Annotated in this window: 14 protein-coding genes; 12 read left to right on the top strand and 2 right to left on the bottom strand. The window is 45.5% G+C overall.

The genetic code is table 11. The annotated features are described in order from the left end of the window. The first annotated feature begins 24 nt into the window (after positions 1–24). From BMW45_RS24490 to BMW45_RS24445, 10 genes are all read left to right on the top strand, one after another. Complete coding sequence (locus BMW45_RS24490; protein ID WP_092250109.1) at positions 25–939, top strand: ABC transporter permease; 915 nt, start codon at positions 25–27, stop codon at positions 937–939. Between the two features lie 2 nt (positions 940–941). Further along, positions 942–1,739, top strand: coding sequence for an ABC transporter ATP-binding protein (locus tag BMW45_RS24485; protein WP_092250106.1), 798 nt, complete (start codon positions 942–944; stop codon positions 1,737–1,739). Positions 1,740–1,991: 252 nt separating this feature from the next. After that, positions 1,992–3,590, top strand: coding sequence for a C40 family peptidase (locus tag BMW45_RS24480; protein WP_242883221.1), 1,599 nt, complete (start codon positions 1,992–1,994; stop codon positions 3,588–3,590). Between the two features lie 162 nt (positions 3,591–3,752). Continuing rightward, positions 3,753–4,682: an NTP transferase domain-containing protein gene (locus BMW45_RS24475; RefSeq protein ID WP_092250100.1), complete on the top strand. Its 930-nt coding sequence runs from the start codon at positions 3,753–3,755 to the stop codon at positions 4,680–4,682. Further along, positions 4,679–5,710 (top strand): XdhC family protein, encoded by a 1,032-nt coding sequence (locus BMW45_RS24470; RefSeq protein ID WP_092250097.1) that lies wholly within the window; start codon positions 4,679–4,681, stop codon positions 5,708–5,710. The genes BMW45_RS24475 and BMW45_RS24470 overlap by 4 nt, the downstream gene beginning before the upstream one ends. Then, entirely contained in the window at positions 5,710–6,348 is a 639-nt protein-coding gene (locus BMW45_RS24465) for a nucleoside-triphosphatase (protein WP_092250093.1), read from the top strand. Before BMW45_RS24470 ends, BMW45_RS24465 begins: the two co-directional genes overlap by 1 nt. Continuing rightward, positions 6,323–7,339 (top strand): FecCD family ABC transporter permease, encoded by a 1,017-nt coding sequence (locus tag BMW45_RS24460; protein ID WP_092250090.1) that lies wholly within the window; start codon positions 6,323–6,325, stop codon positions 7,337–7,339. Before BMW45_RS24465 ends, BMW45_RS24460 begins: the two co-directional genes overlap by 26 nt. A gap of 12 nt (positions 7,340–7,351) precedes the next feature. Further along, positions 7,352–8,125, top strand: coding sequence for an ABC transporter ATP-binding protein (locus BMW45_RS24455; RefSeq protein ID WP_092250086.1), 774 nt, complete (start codon positions 7,352–7,354; stop codon positions 8,123–8,125). Further along, positions 8,125–8,871, top strand: coding sequence for a Rossmann-like domain-containing protein (locus tag BMW45_RS24450; RefSeq protein WP_092250083.1), 747 nt, complete (start codon positions 8,125–8,127; stop codon positions 8,869–8,871). Before BMW45_RS24455 ends, BMW45_RS24450 begins: the two co-directional genes overlap by 1 nt. Before the next feature lie 38 nt (positions 8,872–8,909). After that, positions 8,910–10,046 (top strand): ABC transporter substrate-binding protein, encoded by a 1,137-nt coding sequence (locus BMW45_RS24445; protein ID WP_092250080.1) that lies wholly within the window; start codon positions 8,910–8,912, stop codon positions 10,044–10,046. A 67-nt stretch (positions 10,047–10,113) separates the two neighbouring features. Here the strand turns inward: BMW45_RS24445 and BMW45_RS24440 are convergent, their stop codons facing one another. Both BMW45_RS24440 and BMW45_RS24435 read right to left on the bottom strand, forming a co-directional pair. Next, a complete protein-coding gene (locus BMW45_RS24440) occupies positions 10,114–12,426 on the bottom strand; it encodes a hydratase (RefSeq protein ID WP_092250077.1) in 2,313 nt (770 codons plus the stop codon). A gap of 3 nt (positions 12,427–12,429) precedes the next feature. Beyond that, positions 12,430–13,761 (bottom strand): citrate synthase, encoded by a 1,332-nt coding sequence (locus BMW45_RS24435; RefSeq protein WP_092250074.1) that lies wholly within the window; start codon positions 13,759–13,761, stop codon positions 12,430–12,432. Positions 13,762–14,253: 492 nt separating this feature from the next. Here BMW45_RS24435 and BMW45_RS24430 point away from each other — a divergent pair, with 492 nt between their 5' ends. Beyond that, entirely contained in the window at positions 14,254–14,919 is a 666-nt protein-coding gene (locus tag BMW45_RS24430) for a ClpP family protease (RefSeq protein ID WP_465220287.1), read from the top strand. A 62-nt stretch (positions 14,920–14,981) separates the two neighbouring features. Further along, positions 14,982–17,660, top strand: a complete 2,679-nt coding sequence (locus BMW45_RS24425; protein WP_092250071.1) for an FtsK/SpoIIIE family DNA translocase — start codon at positions 14,982–14,984, stop codon at positions 17,658–17,660. Positions 17,661–17,729 lie beyond the last annotated feature (69 nt).

Here is a 17,729-nt window from a genome sequence, read left to right as displayed (position 1 = left end):
AGAAAATACGCGGAGGAATGATTGATGAGTGGTTTGTTGGTATCCCTTCAGGATGCAGTTGTTCAGGGGGTTTTATGGGGGATTATGGTTTTAGGAGTTTACATTACCTACAAACTATTGGACATTGCCGATTTGACGGTAGATGGAAGCTTTGCCATGGGCGGCTGTGTTTGCGCCGTTATGATACTTAATTTTAACGTTGATCCCTGGATTGCCTTAGGGATTGCGGCAGTGGCCGGGATGGCAGCCGGGGCAGTGACAGGGTTGTTGCATACGATCTTTGAAATACCGGCGATACTGGCAGGAATCCTGACACAGATCGGTCTTTGGTCCATAAATCTCCGGATTATGGGTGGAAAGAGTAATGTACCGCTTTTAAAGACTGATACAATTATGTCTAAATTCATAGCGGTAACCGGGTTAAGCAAGCAGGCCGCCGCAATGATCATCGGAATCGGCCTGGCAATCGTAATGATTTTCTTTCTTTACTGGTTCTTTGGAACAGAAATCGGCAGTGCCATGCGTGCTACAGGGAATAATCAGGCAATGATACGCGCTCAGGGCGTCAATACAAACTGGACAAAGCTTTTAGCCCTCACCATCAGCAACGGACTTGTAGGACTTTCCGGAGGACTGGTCTGTCAAAGCCAGAAATACGCGGATATCGGTATGGGCACCGGTGCGATAGTCATTGGCCTTGCGGCTATTGTAATTGGTGATGTGCTGATGGGAAAACTTCGTTCCTTTGCAAGTAAGCTTATCTCTGCAGTCGTGGGTTCTGTCATATATTTCGTGATCCGTGCCATGGTTTTAAGAATGGGTATGGATGCCAATGATATGAAGCTTTTGTCGGCTGCAATCGTTGCAGTGGCGCTTTGCGTGCCAGTCATGGTGAATAAATGGCGCATCAGGAAATCTTATACAGAAGGAGGAGAATAACCGTGCTGGATATTAAGAATGTCAGAAAAACATTTAATAGGAACACCATCAATGAAAAAAAGGCATTGAATGGCATTGACCTCCATCTGAATGAGGGTGACTTTGTTACGGTGATCGGCGGTAATGGAGCAGGGAAATCCACAATGTTAAACATGATAGCAGGAGTGTACCCGATTGATTCCGGTAAGATCCAGATTGATGAGATTAATATTTCCAGGGACCCGGAGTATAAAAGAGCTAAATATATCGGAAGGGTATTCCAGGATCCTATGCTGGGAACTGCCGCCGGAATGGAAATACAGGAAAATATGGCTTTGGCTTATCGGCGGGGGCAGGGAAGAGGCCTTGCCTGGGGAATTAAGACCAGCGAAAAGGCTTTTTACCATGAGGCGATAAAAAAACTGGGTCTTGGACTTCAGGACCGTATGACCAATAAGGTCGGGCTTCTTTCCGGAGGCCAGAGACAGGCGCTTACCTTGTTGATGGCGACCTTAAAAAAGCCAAAACTGCTTCTTCTTGATGAGCATACCGCTGCGCTTGACCCCAAAACTGCTAAAAAGGTTCTGGAAATTACACAGGAGATTGTGAAAGAGCAAAATCTCACGACTCTTATGATCACTCATAACATGAAGGATGCGATCCAGATCGGCAACAGGCTTGTCATGATGCATGAAGGACGCATCATATATGATGTGTCAGGGGAAGAAAAAAAGAAGCTGGAAGTTGAGGACCTTCTTAAGAAATTCGAAGAGGCAAGCGGTGAGGAATTTTCAAATGACAGAATGATTCTGGCGAAATAGCCGTTGAAAAAACAGGACATGGAACCTTTTATAGGGTTTCCTGTCCTGTTTTTTGTTCTCGTGCCTGGAGGCTTATGATTCAAATCTGCCTTTTCCGGATGTATCTTTCTTAATATATGTAACATAATCTTAATAATTTTTTGTTGTAGTTATATCGCAAATAATGACATTTTATGCTATACTTAGGCAGATAGACTTTTAGTCTGAATTGGCTTTCCGCTAGAAAACAGGAATATGGAGAGAAAGTACAGGATGGAAAATAACAACGAGAAAAAAGATTATATAATTCGTTTGGATAAGGCAAGAAAAAAACGCAGTAAGAATGATTATAAGAAACTTTTGGCAATGGGAGGTACAGTGGTTCTCTGTGTAGCAGTTATTTCCGCAGTGGGGATGGCGGTGAAGAATCACCTCTCTGCAAAACCTGCAGGGCTTGCAACAGGATCCGAGGCCACAGCAATAAAGCTGGAGGAATCAGCAGGCATAAATGCAGAAGCCGAGTCTGAAGCTCAGGCAGCAAAGGAAAAGGACGAAAAAGAAAAGGTTGTAAATTCCTATAAGAATTTAGGGATCATTCAGGTATCAGGATACTTAAACGTGAGAAAAGCGCCGGGAACCGAGGAGGATGTAATCGGAAAACTCCAGGGAGACAGTGCCTGCGATATCCTGGAGAATACGGAATCTGGCTGGTGCAAAATATCTTCCGGCGGGATTGAAGGATATATAAATTCCGAATTTGTTTTAACTGGGGAAGACGCAAAAAAGAAAGCAATGGATCTGGTGAAGTTAAGAGCTATCGTTCAGACCGATAGCATGAACATCAGGAAGGAACCCTCCACCAGTTCAGATGTGGTAGGCCAGGCGCTTTCCAATGAGCGGTATGAGGTCTTAGGACAGACTGAGGGCTGGATACAGATCCCGGCCGGGTATTTATCCGCGGATTACGTTAAAATGGAATATGGACTGAATGAAGCCAGAAAACTGGATCTAAAGGCCATGATATTCAATCTCTATAAGAACATCGGTATTTCCGACGTGGATAATTATTTGAATGTAAGAGAAGAGCCGAATGAAAACGGCAAGGTTATTGCAAAGATGCCAAGCAAAGCCGCAGGAAATATTTTAGAGACGACGGATGGCTGGTATAAGATTCAGTCCGGTAACATTACCGGCTATGTGAAGTCTGATTATATCCTGACAGGACAGGCGGCAAAGGATGAGGCTTTGCAGGTTGCAGAGTTGATGGCCATCGTCAACACGGATATGTTAAACGCCAGGACCGAGCCTTCCACTGAATCAAAGATATGGACACAGATATCCAATAACGAGCGGTATCCGGTTTTAAAGCAGATTGACGGCTGGATACAGATCGAGCTGGAGGAAAACAGCAGCGCCTATGTATCCACAGATTACGTTGATGTCCGGTATGCTCTTCCTGAGGCAATCAAATTCTCTCCTTTAGAGGAAAAAGCCAATGCCCAGGCATCATTTAGGACCCAGATCGTCAATTATGCCCTGCAGTTTTTGGGAAATCCTTATGTATGGGGCGGAACCAGCCTCACGAAGGGGGCCGACTGCTCTGGGTTTACCATGTCAGTTTATGCTCATTTTGGCATTGGACTGCCTCATTATTCCGGCTCTCAGGCCGGTATGGGTAAGGCAGTAAAATCCGGCGAAATGAGGCCTGGGGATCTGATCTATTATGCAGACAGCAAAGGGACCATTAACCATGTGTCCATGTATATCGGTAACGGACAGATCGTCCATGCGGCCAGCAGACGAAGCGGTATTAAAATTTCCACATGGAATTACCGGACACCGGTAAAAATCCGTAACATGATCGGTGATTGATGTAAGGTCCCCGGATTGAAATTTAATTGATGTTTTGATTAACTTTCAATCCGGGGGCCTTTTGTTTTTTACTTTTTATCGGGTTTACAAATTCTGGAAAAAGGATTATAATAAATAAGGCCGTTGTATTTTTGAAAATATAACGGAAAGGCGGGATCCGATATGAAGATAGGTGCAGTCATTTTCGCGGCGGGGCATAAATGTGCCACCAGTACATTTAAACCATTGATGCCCATTGGAGGCACCACCGTTATTAGACGGATAATCATGACGCTCAAAAGGTCTGGTGTAGATCCGGTCGTGGTCATAACCGGAAAAGATGCAAAGGAATTGGAAAAACACATTTCCAAGCTGAGAGTGATCTGCCTCAGAAATGAAAATTATGAAAGCACTCAGATGTTTGACAGCATCTGTACAGGCCTTAATTACATTGAGGATTTGTGCGACCGGGTTCTTATTCTTCCGGTAAAATTCCCTATGCTGTTGCCGGAAACCATTAAAAAAGTTATGAACAGTAGCCGGCTGGCTGCTTGTCCGGTCTTTGACGGCCGTAGAGGCCATCCGATAATGATCAGCAGGGAGCTGATTCCTGCCCTCCTGTCATACGATGGTAGACAAGGGTTGTGGGGAGCTTTCAAGCAGACGGAAATAGATGTCTTAATTGATGAAATCCCAGTTGATAATAAGGGAATCATAGAGTCCATGGAAACGGAAGCGGATGATGCAGAAAACTATGATACGGGACGGGCTTCCATGCACCCCACTGCAAATCTGTTTCTGGAATGCGACGAGATCTTTTTTGGGCCGGGGATTGCCCAGTTTTTGATGCTGATTGAGCATAACGGGTCCATGCAGACGGCTTGCCGGCAGATGAACATGTCTTACAGCAAAGGTTGGAAAATCATAAAAGAGGCAGAAAAGCAGCTTGGGTATCCTCTTTTGATCACCCGGTCGGGCGGAGCGGAGGGAGGATTTTCCCAACTTACACCTAAAACAAAGGATTTTCTAAACCGGTTCTTAAGCATGGAAAAAGAATTAAATGAAAAAACTGAAGAATTGTTTATAAAATATTTTGAGGGGGTATTAAAATGAGAAAGCTGTTCAAAACAGTTTTAGAAACACTGGAAAAAGGCGAAGATGGGGTTTTGGTAACCATTATTGCAAGTTCTGGATCCACTCCCAGAGGTGCAGGATCCCATATGCTGGTAAGGCGGGATGGAACCACCGAAGGAACCATCGGAGGCGGAGCGGTGGAATACCGGTCCATACAGCGTTCACAGAAAGCGATTGAGGAAAAGACCTCCTATATGCACAGCTTTGTACTTGGTAAGGAGCAGGTAGCTGATCTGGGTATGATCTGCGGTGGTGATGTAGTGGTTTACTTCCAGTATCTGGATCATGAAAATCAGGAATTTATGGACTTGTGCAGGAAGATAGAAGAAGCCTATAACAAGGATGAAGACAGCTGGCTGCTTATGGATATTACCAACGAAACCACATGGGGGCTGGGCATCTACAGCAAATCAGCGGGATTATCAGGAATACATGGAATTGATGAAGAAGATAGAAAAATCCTTCTTCAACATAAGGCGGTTCAAAAAAACTTTGGTGAACGTAAGTATTACAGCGAGCCTCTGGTCCGGGCTGGCTGCGTCTATATTTTCGGAGGCGGACATGTGGCACAGGAATTGGTGCCGGTTCTGGCTCATGTAGGATTCCGGTGTACTGTTTTTGATGACCGGCCGGAGTTTGCCAATGAAAAACTATTTCCCCAGGCAGAGAGGACCATTGTGGGGGATTATGAAAGGATTTTTGACTCCCTTGAATTAAGGGAATGTGATTATGTATGCGTTATGACCAGAGGACATCAATCGGATTACGTTGTTCAGAGACAGGTCCTTACAAAAAATGCCTGCTATGTCGGTGTGATTGGCAGCCGAAGGAAACTGGAAACGTTGGCTGAAAAGCTTATGGCAGATGGCGTTACCAGAGAACAAATCGACAGCTGTCACAGCCCCATCGGCTTAGAAATCTACGCAGAAACACCCGCTGAAATTGCCATCAGCGTGGCAGGAGAATTAATTGCTATAAGGGTCCTGCGGGAAGGGCGAAAAAAATAATGGGGAGATTCTTATTTCTAAAAGGTGATTCCGGAGAAGGAAAGACAACCCTGCTTTTTGAATGCTTAAAGCCTTGGTACCCAAAGGTTGGAGGATTTTATTCCCAACGTTTGCTAAATGAAGATGGGATGACCATGGGATTTCGTATGGTTCCGGCAGAGGAAGAATGGATTCCGGCAACAGCCTATAAAAAAGGAATGACAAATATTTTTATTGAGCGGACTGAACATGGATTTCAAAAAAATCTTCAGTTCTTTAAAACCGATGGGATAAAAATTCTGCGTTCTTCCGCTCATAAAGAACTCTTCCTTTTGGATGAAATAGGAGGGATAGAACTTTTTGTACCGGAATTTATGGAAGAGGTTCTTGGCTGCATTGATAGCCAGGTGCCCTGCATCGGAGTTTTAAAAAGCCATAAAAACCTTGAGGCCATGAGAACCAGAGTTCCCACAGAGCCGGACCCGGACAAGTTTCTTCGGGATTTGGAAGAAAAGCTTGTAAAACGGTCAAGTGGACGAATTCTTACGTTTGAACGCAAAAAAAGAGAATACATTCAGACGGAAATTATGGAATTTTTGAGAGAATGTACGGAAAAGGAAGGAAAGGAAACCCATGGTAGAAAGGGACTGGATCTATAAAAGACGTTTAGGAATCATCGTGCTCTTATTTATTGTCTGTTTTTTTGGCTCCTTTTTGCTTGGACGGTACCCGGTATACCCGGACACGCTCTTAAAGATCCTTCTCTCGTCGATTTTTCCTATAAAATCCACTTGGCCGGCCCAGGCAGAGACGGTTGTTTTCCAGGTCCGCCTGCCAAGAGTTTTTATGGCTGCATTAATTGGGGGAGGATTGTCCTGTGCAGGCGCCGCTTATCAGGGGATCTTTAAAAATCCCATGGTATCACCGGATGTTCTTGGTGCATCTTCTGGTGCGGGATTAGGTGCTGCTCTGGGATTGTTTTTTTCATTCGGTTATAACGGAGTAACAATAAACGCCTTTCTTTTTGGTCTTGGCGCAGTAGGGATTGTCTGCCTTATCAGCAGCCGGGTAAAGTATAATCCTGTGCTGGGACTGGTGTTGTCCGGCATGATGGTGAGCTCTCTTGCTTCCGCAGCGGTCTCTTTTTTAAAACTGGTGGCGGATCCGACCAACACCCTTCCTGTCATTACCTATTGGCTTATGGGAAGCCTGGCATCCATCCGGCAAAAAGACGTTATATTTGCTGCACCATGGATCCTCATAGGAATCCTTCCAATTTACCTTCTTCGGTGGCGGATCAATGTTTTAAGTCTTGGGGAAGATGAAGCGAAGAGCATGGGGATCAATGCTAAGAAGCTCCGTTTTATCATTGTAGTCAGCGCAACTTTAATTACCTCAGCAGCAGTTTCAGTAAGCGGACATATCGGCTGGGTAGGGCTGGTAATCCCGCATTTTGCCAGAATGCTGGTAGGAAGCGACTACCGCAGGCTATTGCCGGCCTCACTGCTTATGGGCGGCAGCTTTCTGCTGATCGTGGATAATTTTGCAAGGCTTTTGGCCACCAGTGAGATCCCCATCGGAATTTTGACTGCATTTATTGGTGCTCCGTTCTTTTTATATCTTATTTTGCGGGAAGGAAACCGGTTATAAAGGAGGGGAAGTATGGAGCTGACAGTAAAAGATCTGGAATTCGGATATCATTGTTTTCCGGTATTAAAGGGGATCAATTTTTCATTCAATAAAGGAGAACTGGTCTGCGTCCTTGGAAAAAACGGTGCAGGCAAGAGCACGCTTTTTCGGTGCATGTTAGGTCTGCTAAAGGGGTATCATGGAGAGATTCTGATCGATGGAACAGAACGCCGGCACTTCTCAGAACGGGAATTGGCCGGAAGGATAGCCTACATACCCCAGAACCATGATACTGCATTCTCTTTTTCGGTTCTGGAAATGGTGTTAATGGGAACGACGGCCTCGCTGCCCCGCTTTGCAAGTCCGGGACAGAAAGAAAAAGAAAGGGCATTGAATGCTCTGAAGCTTTTAAAGATTGCCGGTCTAAAGGACCGTATATTTGGGCAGATCAGCGGCGGCGAACAGCAGCTTGTACTGATTGCAAGAGCCATCGCCCAGGAGGCAAAAATACTGGTTATGGATGAACCATGTTCCAGCTTGGATTATGGCAACCAGATCCGGGTTATGGAGGAATTGCGGACCCTGTCAGAAAAGGGATATTTAATTGTACAATCCACCCATAATCCGGAGCATGTGTTTTATTTTGCCCATAAGGCGCTGGTGATGATGGAGGGAAAGATAGCGGCTTTCGGCGAGCCGGACAAGATCCTTACAAAAGAACTTTTGGAAGGCGTATACCAGGTGCCTATTGAGATCTATGAGGATTTAAAAAGCGGAAAAAAGGTGTGTATGCCTGGGAGAAGGTGATGGATATGTGGGAAATGTATGACCGTCTGATAGATCCAATACCAGATGATGTAAAGATAGAAGATTATTTTGTAGGAATCCAGTGGACTTCAGTGACTGTCTGCGGATATACCGGTGCGGCTGCGACAAATCCGCTTCAGACCATTAGGAGGACTGAAAAAAATATACTGGATATGTCATGGAAGGAAGCGGCTGGGCTGATAAAATCATGGAATTTTACCGAAGCAAGCATCGGTGCGGCAGCGGTAAATGCCTATTATAATCAACCGGACCGGATCAGCAGGCTGGAAAAGGAAGGTGCAATCAGACAGCTGTCAAAGGAAGATGCTTTTGTGGCCTATCGAGAGGATATCAAAGGAAAAAAGGTGGCGACCATCGGACATTTCTGCTTTGCAGAGGAATTTTTAAAAGAAGCAAAATCCTGCGTAATCCTGGAGCGCAATCCAATGGGAGGCGATTATCCGGACAGTGCCTGTGAATATATACTTTCAGACAGAGACTATGTTTTTATCACTGGATTTACACTGGTAAATAAAACCCTTCCAAGACTTTTAGAGCTGTCGCGGAATGCCAAAGTTATATTAGTGGGACCCAGTGTGGCTCTCGCTCCTGATCTTTTTAACTTTGGCGTGTGGGAGTTAGCGGGTACTCTTATTACGGACAAAAAGCTTACAGAGGAATTAGTGAAAAAAGGTGAGCACAAGGCGGTAATCCGTTCCGGATTGCCGGTAAGGCTTTCTAAATAATAAATATTGCCGCAAAAGCGGCGGAATAGGGGGATCATATGAAAAAAATGAGAAAAAGTCTGGTACTGGCTGCATTCCTTGCTGCTGCAGTACTGGCAAATGGCTGCCAAAAAGGAAGCGGTAAGGAGGTTCCTGCCAGTCAGGCAGAGTCAACTGCATCTGCAAAAACAGAAACGCAGGCAGAAACAGAAAAAGCGGGTGAAGCAGGGGCGCGATCAGACGCCAGAGTGTTCACGGATTCAGCAGGAAGGGAAGTTACACTGCCAAAGGAAATAAAAAAGATTGCTCCTTCCGGGCCTTTGGCACAGATCGTGCTTTACACTCTTTGTCCGGATAAGCTGTCAGGACTTGCTTCTGATTTTTCCGAAGGTGCAAAGCAGTACATTGCCGAAAAATATTGGTCACTTCCTAAATTCGGCCAGTTTTATGGGAAGAATGCAAATCTAAACATGGAGGCTCTAATTGCAGAAAGTCCTGATGTAATCATTGATATCGGAGAAGCGAAAAAAAGCGTAAAAGAGGATATGGATGCCCTTCAGGAGCAGCTAAATATGCCAGTCATCTTTATAGAGGCAGATTTAGATACCATGAGTTCTGCTTATGAGAAGCTAGGAGAGCTTACCGGAGATACCGATCAGGCAAAGAAACTGGCGGACGATTGCAATAACATACTGAAAAAGTCTGAAACAGCCAGGGAACAGCTGTCAGAAAAGAAATCGGTTTATTTCGCTGTTGGAGATGATGGACTTCACACCAATGCAGAGGGTTCCATTCATGCCCGGGTTATCGAGCAGATAGGAGCGGAGAATGCAGCTAAAGTTGAAATGGTATCAAGCGGCGGTGGAAGCGAAGTATCCTTTGAACAGCTTCTTCTATGGCAGCCGGATGTAATCATCGCAGATTCTGAAGCCCTGTACCAAACCATAACAACAGATAAGGTATGGGGAGAATTAAATGCTGTAAAAGAGGGGAAGGTTTATCAGATACCTTCCGTTCCATATAGCTTTATGAGCAGTCCGCCTTCAGTGAACCGGATGATCGGGATTTTGTGGCTGGGCAATCTTGTATATCCCGAACAATATAGCGCTGATATAAAACAAGAAGTAAAGGATTTCTATGAACTGTTTTATCATGTGACTCTTGATGATACACAGGCAGAAAAAATCTTAAAATAAAAAACATAACCCCCGGATTGGAATCTGGCTTTTATACCAGTTCCATGTCCGGGGGTATTATTTTATATTACTGCTGTTGGTTTTTGTTTCTATTATAATTAATCAGACATCCAGCTTTTACGATTTCCCGCTCTTCCGGGGTCATATCAGCAATGTGCAGTTCTATCTCATGAATCGGATTTCCTTCTTCGTTTTTCACAACGTAAGCTGGAATGTGGTTCATATCTCCGTCAAGAGCTTTGCGGATTCCAGGTACATAGATAAAATCCCCTACTTCAAAATCCGGCTCTGCCTCAAGCAGGAAGGGAAGCATTCCCCAGTTCATAACATTGGAGCGGTAGCGTTTGGTCGCATACTCTTTTGCAATATTAGCTAAGCCGCCCAGCACTCGCTGGCAGCTGGCTGCCTGTTCACGGGCAGAACCATCACCTGGCTTTACTGCGTAAATCATACTTCCAATCTCTGTTTCCCTTACATTCAGTTCCGGCTGGTTTAAGTAAGCGGCCAGGACCTTAAATGCAGATTCCAGTGACCGGTCAGCCTCTAAGGGACAGGCACCGGCTTTCCTTACCCGCTCCAGCTCATTTACTTTCTTTGAGCGTTCCACGTATTCCGGATCGCGGCGGGACAAGGTAAATTCCGCAAGTCCGAGTGGGTTGGAACGGTAGGAAGAGGTTTCTCCGGAAGGGATCAGTTCATCGGTGGTAGTGACCGGATCCATGATCTTTGAACATACCCGTAATATGATGTTATCCGTTAAGGCACTCATAGCCGGCCAGTCCTTAATATTAGGACCATAAATCAGGGATACCTCAGGCTGAGCTTTTCCGAATCCCTGATACACCCGTCTCTCATAGGAAGATGGATCGAATTCATAGGCAGGAACCTGGTAATCCTCTCCATAGCCTTCCGCAGATGTGAGATAGCCGCCGTTTGCCGCTGTTGCAGCAATGGAGCGGGCATCCATGAGGGCGACACAGGAAATCTGTCCGCTGCCTGGTTTGGAGCCTTCCCGGTTGGGGAAGTTTCTTGTGGTGTGGCGGATGCTTAAGGAGTTGTTGGAAGGTGTATCCCCTGCACCAAAGCATGGGCCGCAGAAGGCCGTCCGGACAGTTGCACCGGCTGCCATCAGTTCCGAGATGGCTCCCTTTTTCACCAGATCCATATAAACTGGCTGGGAGGAGGGGTATACAGATAAATTAAAGATGTCATTACCGCAGTTTTTACCGGTCAGAATATTAGCCGCAGCCATAACGTTGGAGTAATTGCCTCCGGCGCATCCTGCAATCACTCCCTGCTGAACCATCAGCTTTCCGTCCACGATCTTATCTGTTAAGGAAAGGTTTGCTTTGGAACTTCCCACAATGCGCTCTGCTTCTTGTTCCACAGTGCGGAGAATGTCTCCAAGGTTATTATTTAATTCGTCAATCTCATAGGTATTGCTTGGGTGGAAGGGCAGTGCAATCATAGGCTTAATGGTGCTTAAGTCCACATAAACCACTCCGTCGTAATAAGCAACTTCTCCAGGATTCAATTCTTTGTAGGCATCTCCCCGGCCATGAAGGTCCAGATAGGCTTTTGTATCCTCATCGGTTCTCCAGATAGAGGAAAGGCAGGTGGTTTCCGTTGTCATAACATCCACACCGTTCCGATAGTCCGTATCCATAGAAGAAACACCGGGTCCTACGAATTCCATGATTTTGTTCTTTACATAGCCGCTTTTAAAGACCGCCCCGATAATGGCCAGGGCCACATCGTGAGGGCCAACGGATGGAGCAGGGCTTCCGGTAAGATAAATGGCCACAACGCCGGGATAAGCCACATCATAGGTATCACAAAGAAGCTGCTTTACCAGTTCCCCGCCGCCTTCTCCGATGGCCATGGTTCCCAAGGCACCATAGCGGGTATGGCTGTCAGATCCGAGGATCATGCGTCCGCAGCCGGCCATCATTTCCCGCATGTACTGATGGATGACCGCAATATGAGGCGGAACAAAGATCCCGCCGTATTTTTTAGCAGCGGAAAGTCCGAATACGTGATCATCCTCGTTAATGGTACCGCCAACTGCGCATAAAGAGTTATGACAGTTAGTCATAATGTATGGAATAGGAAATTCTTTAAGCCCTGATGCACGGGCAGTCTGGATAATTCCTACAAATGTAATGTCGTGGGAGGCCATGGAGTCAAAACGGAGCTTCAAATGATCCATATGATCCGAAGTGTTGTGATTCTTTAAAATGGAATAGGCGATGGTACCCTTTTTTGCCTCAGCCTGATCTGCAGCTTTTCCTGTAAGGGCAGTAATTTTTTCTGCTTCCTGATCCGGAATCAGTTCCGTTCCATGTACAAGATAAGCTCCGCCGTCATACAATTTTACCATATGCTATCGTTCCTCTCTTTTTTTGTAGGAAATAGTTTCTCCTACGTATTTTGTCGCTGGACGCATGATTCTTCCGTCGTACAGCTTGTTTTCGATATTGTGTGCCAGCCAGCCTGCCATACGGGAGCAGACAAACAAAGGCGTATACATATCTTCCGGTATCTGTAACATATTATAAGCGAAACCACTGTAGAAGTCTACATTGTTTGACAGGGTTTTTCCGTTGCCCGCTAGGCATGCTTTGGCAACCTTTTCAAATTTTGTCAGGAACTCATATTCATCTTCCCTGTTTTTCTGTTTGGCAAGCTTTTCACAGCAGACCTTTAATAAATCCGCCCTTGGATCGGAAACTGTATAAACTGCATGACCAAGTCCGTATACAAGACCGGAATTGTCATAGAAATCTTTTGCGAGGATCTTCTGGATCACTCCCTTCATCTGGGCTTCGGTCGCCTTAAGACCGATTTCCTTTTCAATGGCCTTGATCATTTCACTGCAGCATATATTGGCGCCGCCGTGCTTTGGTCCTTTTAAGGAGCCGATGGAAGCGGAGATGGCAGAATAGATATCGGTTCCTGTGGAAGATATGACTACATTGGTAAAGGTGGAGTTGTTTCCGCCGCCATGGTCTGCGTGGATCATCAGCATCACATCCAGCAGATTCGCTTCCTGCTCAGTAAAGACCCCATCACGACGCAGCATGTAGAGAATATTTTCTGCCATGGAATATTCCGGCTTTGGATAATGTATGATCAGACTGTCCCTTTCATAATAATGAACCTTGCTCTGGTATGCATAGACGGAGAGAGAGGGAAGCTTTGCCATGATGTTGATTCCCTTTAAAAGTGTCTCATAGGGATCTACATTATCTGGCTCCTCATCATAATCGTATAGAGCCAGGATGCTCTGCTGAAGGCTGTTCATCAAATTGCGGGAAGGTGTGCGGAGCATATTCTTTTCTAAAAACTCATCAGGGAGATGGTAGTTCTGGCTAAGGGTGGATGTGAACTCTCTTAATTCCTTCTTTGAGGGGAGATAGCCAAAAAGGAGTAAAAATGAAGTCTCTTCAAAACCGTAACGTTCATTATTCTTTCCGTTTACCAGGTCGCCGATTTCAATACCGCGGTAATATAGCTTACCGGGAACGCTGACCTTTTTTCCGTCTTCGATTTCATAGCCTACTACGTCAGATACGCGGGTCAAGCCAACCCGTACTCCGGTGCCGTCTTCGTTGCGGAGCCCTTTTTTTACATTGTGTTCCTTAAATAAATTGTTTGGAATATCCGTGAAATTAGAGGATTTGCCAAAGGTCTGAGCGATAAAAAAGTTGTTCATGAGACGATCTCTCCTTTTTTTTAGTTTAGCCACAGCCAAAAAGTCAGGTATCTGTTTATAGAAAAGCAGCGCAAAAGGATTACTCCGGCGCTGCCTTCATTGGCAAGAATGTGACTTAATTTATGTTGTTTGGTAGTTTACCATGTGGAAGTATCAAAGTCAATAACTTGTTATAATCACAATTAAAATATTGTAATTGCGTAAGGTTGAAGACTGGCATTGATAGGAAGCATATTTTTATGGTTTTCTCCACATCATATGGAAATACCCCATGAATATTCCATTGCAGCATGTAAAGAGACAGATTCTGCCTGGAACGCGTGGGTTAGAGTGAAAAGTGAAACTACCAAATTAACAGTGAAACAGGAGGTTTTTAAGGTGAGAGAGTATCAGCATAGTAATGGGAATAACGAAGATCCGGAGGAAAGACAGAATCGTCCTGACGGCAATGAGCGCAAGGAAAACCTTGATGAAAAAAAGACAGAAAAGGATATAGAACAAAAAGAGGATGAAAAGCTGGAAGAATATGGCCAGATGACCCTGGATGATAATGCGAACAAGCGGAAAATCCATCTGATCTCCATTATCGGAGAGGTGGAAGGCCATGAGAATTTATCTGGCAATAGCAAAGCTACAAAATACGATCACATCCTCCCGAAACTGGCCGAGATTGAAGATGATGATTCCGTGGAAGGGCTTTTGGTTCTATTAAATACCTCCGGCGGTGACGTGGATGCAGGCCTCGCGATAGCGGAGATGATCGCTTCCTTAAGCATCCCAACAGTATCCCTGGTTCTTGGAGGAAGCCATTCCATAGGAGTTCCCTTAGCAGTCTGCACGGATTATTCCTTTATCGTACCCACTGGAACCATGATGGTTCATCCCGTAAGAATGACTGGAATGGTGATTGGCGCCTCCCAGACTTATGAATATTTTGAAATGATCCAGGACCGGATCTTAAGCTTTGTTTCCACCCACGCAGAGATCGCCTACGACCAGTTAAAACGTCTTATGCTGAATACGGAAATGCTTACCAGAGACTTAGGAACCGTGCTGGTTGGCGAAGAAACGGTAAAAGAAGGACTGATTAATGAAGTGGGCGGTATCAAGGATGCTCTAAAAAAATTATATGAACTGATGGAAACTGCTTCCTGTTAATCGTTGCAATTCTCCCGATTTTTTTGTATACTGTTACCAACGGATAGAAGGGGGTAGTTATTGTGCCTGAGACAACGAAGAAACGTACAACAGCAAAAAAAGGGAAAAACGGGAGAACAAGAAATACCGCCGCCAAAAAAAATGTGATTTTACCGGAACCGGAATTTATCCATTCAGAAGTCGTGATCATTATGTCATTTTTGGCTGCGGCCATTCTGTTTTTTAGCAACTTTCATTTATGCGGCGTGGTCGGGGATTTTCTGCGGAGCTTACAGTTAGGCATATTCGGAAGTGTGGGGTATGTCGCGCCTGTGCTGCTGTTTGCAGGAACAGCATTTTACATCTCCAACCAGGGAAATCCCAGGGCTGCTTTTAAACTGGCGTCTTTTATTCTGGCGCTGGTTTCTTTGTGTGGATTTTTACATCTCCTTTTTGGAGCAAAGGCCGGCGAGGGAATAGGACTTGCCGATATTTATTTTGAGGCTTCCGTAAGCGGAAGAGGAGGCGGCATTATAGGCGGCCTTCTGGCTGGAGGGCTTGCCTCCATAATCGGCGTAGTGGGAGCCTATCTGGTGATAGGAGTCCTTCTTGTCATATCTTTAGTCTGCATTACGGAAAAATCGTTTGTAGATATTGTGAAAAAAGGAAGCGGAAAAGCATACCGCCATGCCAGGGAAAATATGGACATGCACATGGAAGTCCATGCAATGCGCCAGGAAGCCCGCAAACAGCTTTTGGAAGAGAAAAAGCTTCGGGGAGTCAATTTAGAGGCCACGAAGTTAGAAGAAGCCCAGGAAGAAAGCTATGTGGAAGAGCAGGTTGAGGAAGCTCCTGACAATCTTGCAGATGATATTATGATCCAGGCGAAACGGCTGTCTGCCGTTACTGCTGTGGAAGAAGACGAACTCAATCCTGCTGATATTTTCCGGGGCAGTTTTTCACCTGTACTGGAAGATGATGAGGATAGTGTTCCCTTTGCCCCCGATGTGGAAGGGACACCGTTTGCTGAGGCCCTGGAAGAACCTTCCATATATATGAAGAAAGAGATCAAAACCTTAAAGGAATTGGAGTTTGTGGAAGAGGATTTCTATCCTGAGGAAGGGAATGATACCTTTGCCATTCCTGAGGAGCCAAAACAGGTGGTTACCGCTTCCGGCAAGGTAATAGAAACAGATACAGAAGCTCTTCAGAAAAAACTGGAAAAGAAACGGGAAGAGGCAGCAAAGGAAGACGGGGGTAGTGTCAGCCTTGAAATCAAGCAAAAACAGGAGATTGTGAAACAGGAATATAAGTTTCCGCCTCTCTCCCTGCTTAAAAAAGGAAAATCAGCGGTATTTTCCGACCGGGAATACAAAGATACTGCCATCAAGCTTCAGCGGACCCTTCAGAATTTCGGGGTCGGGGTTACTGTTACCAATATAAGCTGCGGACCCTCCGTTACCAGGTATGAACTTCATCCGGAGCAGGGGGTAAAGGTCAGTAAGATCGTAAGCCTGGCAGATGACATTAAATTGAGCCTGGCAGCCGCTGATATTCGAATTGAAGCTCCTATCCCGGGAAAATCGGCGGTGGGTATCGAGGTGCCCAATAAAGAAAATCAAATGGTATACTTACGGGATATTCTGGAGGCAGACGGCTTCCAGAAACATTCCTCTAAAATTGCCTTTGCGGTGGGAAAAGACATCGGCGGCCAGGTGGTTGTCACGGACATTGCAAAGATGCCTCACCTTTTGATCGCCGGAGCCACTGGTTCTGGTAAATCTGTCTGCATCAACACCTTGATAATGAGCATCATTTTTAAGGCGGACCCGGAGGATGTAAAACTGATCATGGTAGACCCAAAGGTGGTGGAATTGAGTGTTTATAATGGAATTCCCCATTTACTGCTCCCTGTGGTCACTGATCCCAAGAAGGCTTCCGGAGCCCTAAACTGGGCGGTGGCGGAGATGACGGACCGTTATAATAAGTTCGCTCAGTATAATGTCAGGGAAATTAAGGGATATAATAAAAAGGTTGAGAGTATAAAAGATATTGAGGATGAAGATAAGCCCAAAAAGATGCCTCAGATCGTCATCATTATCGACGAGCTTGCGGATCTGATGATGGTAGCTCCGGGAGAAGTGGAAGATTCCATCTGTCGTCTGGCTCAGCTTGCCAGAGCTGCGGGTATCCATCTTGTCATCGCCACCCAGCGCCCGTCGGTAAATGTCATAACAGGTCTCATTAAGGCCAATGTTCCATCCCGGGTAGCGTTTGCGGTTTCTTCCGGCGTGGATTCCAGAACCATTATTGATATGAACGGTGCGGAAAAGCTTCTTGGAAAAGGCGATATGCTCTTTTACCCGGCGGGATATCCGAAACCAATGCGTGTTCAGGGCGCCTTTGTATCGGATTCCGAAGTTTCCAAGGTTGTGGATTTCTTAACCGAACAGGGGATGACTGCAGACTACAACCCGGAAGTAGAAAGCATGATCGCTTCTGCGCCTGCAGGAGGAGAGATTAAGGGTGGTGGAAATGACAGGGATGAATATTTTGTTCAGGCCGGTAAATTTATCATTGAAAAGGATAAAGCCTCCATTGGTATGCTTCAGAGAATGTTTAAAATCGGCTTTAACCGGGCTGCCCGTATCATGGACCAGCTTGCAGAAGCCGGAGTAGTAGGAGAAGAGGAAGGCACCAAGCCCCGCAAGGTACTGATGAGCCTGGAGGAATTCGATGAAATACTTTCCCAGGGTTATTAATATGGCTTATCTGAACTTGCAAAGCAAGTGAAGATAAAAGGCGTTGTTTTTCAGCGCCATCCATCCGAT

The organism is Lacrimispora sphenoides, assembly GCF_900105215.1.
Classification (GTDB): domain Bacteria; phylum Bacillota; class Clostridia; order Lachnospirales; family Lachnospiraceae; genus Lacrimispora; species Lacrimispora sphenoides_A.
This window is presented reverse-complemented; position numbering and strand designations above follow the sequence as displayed.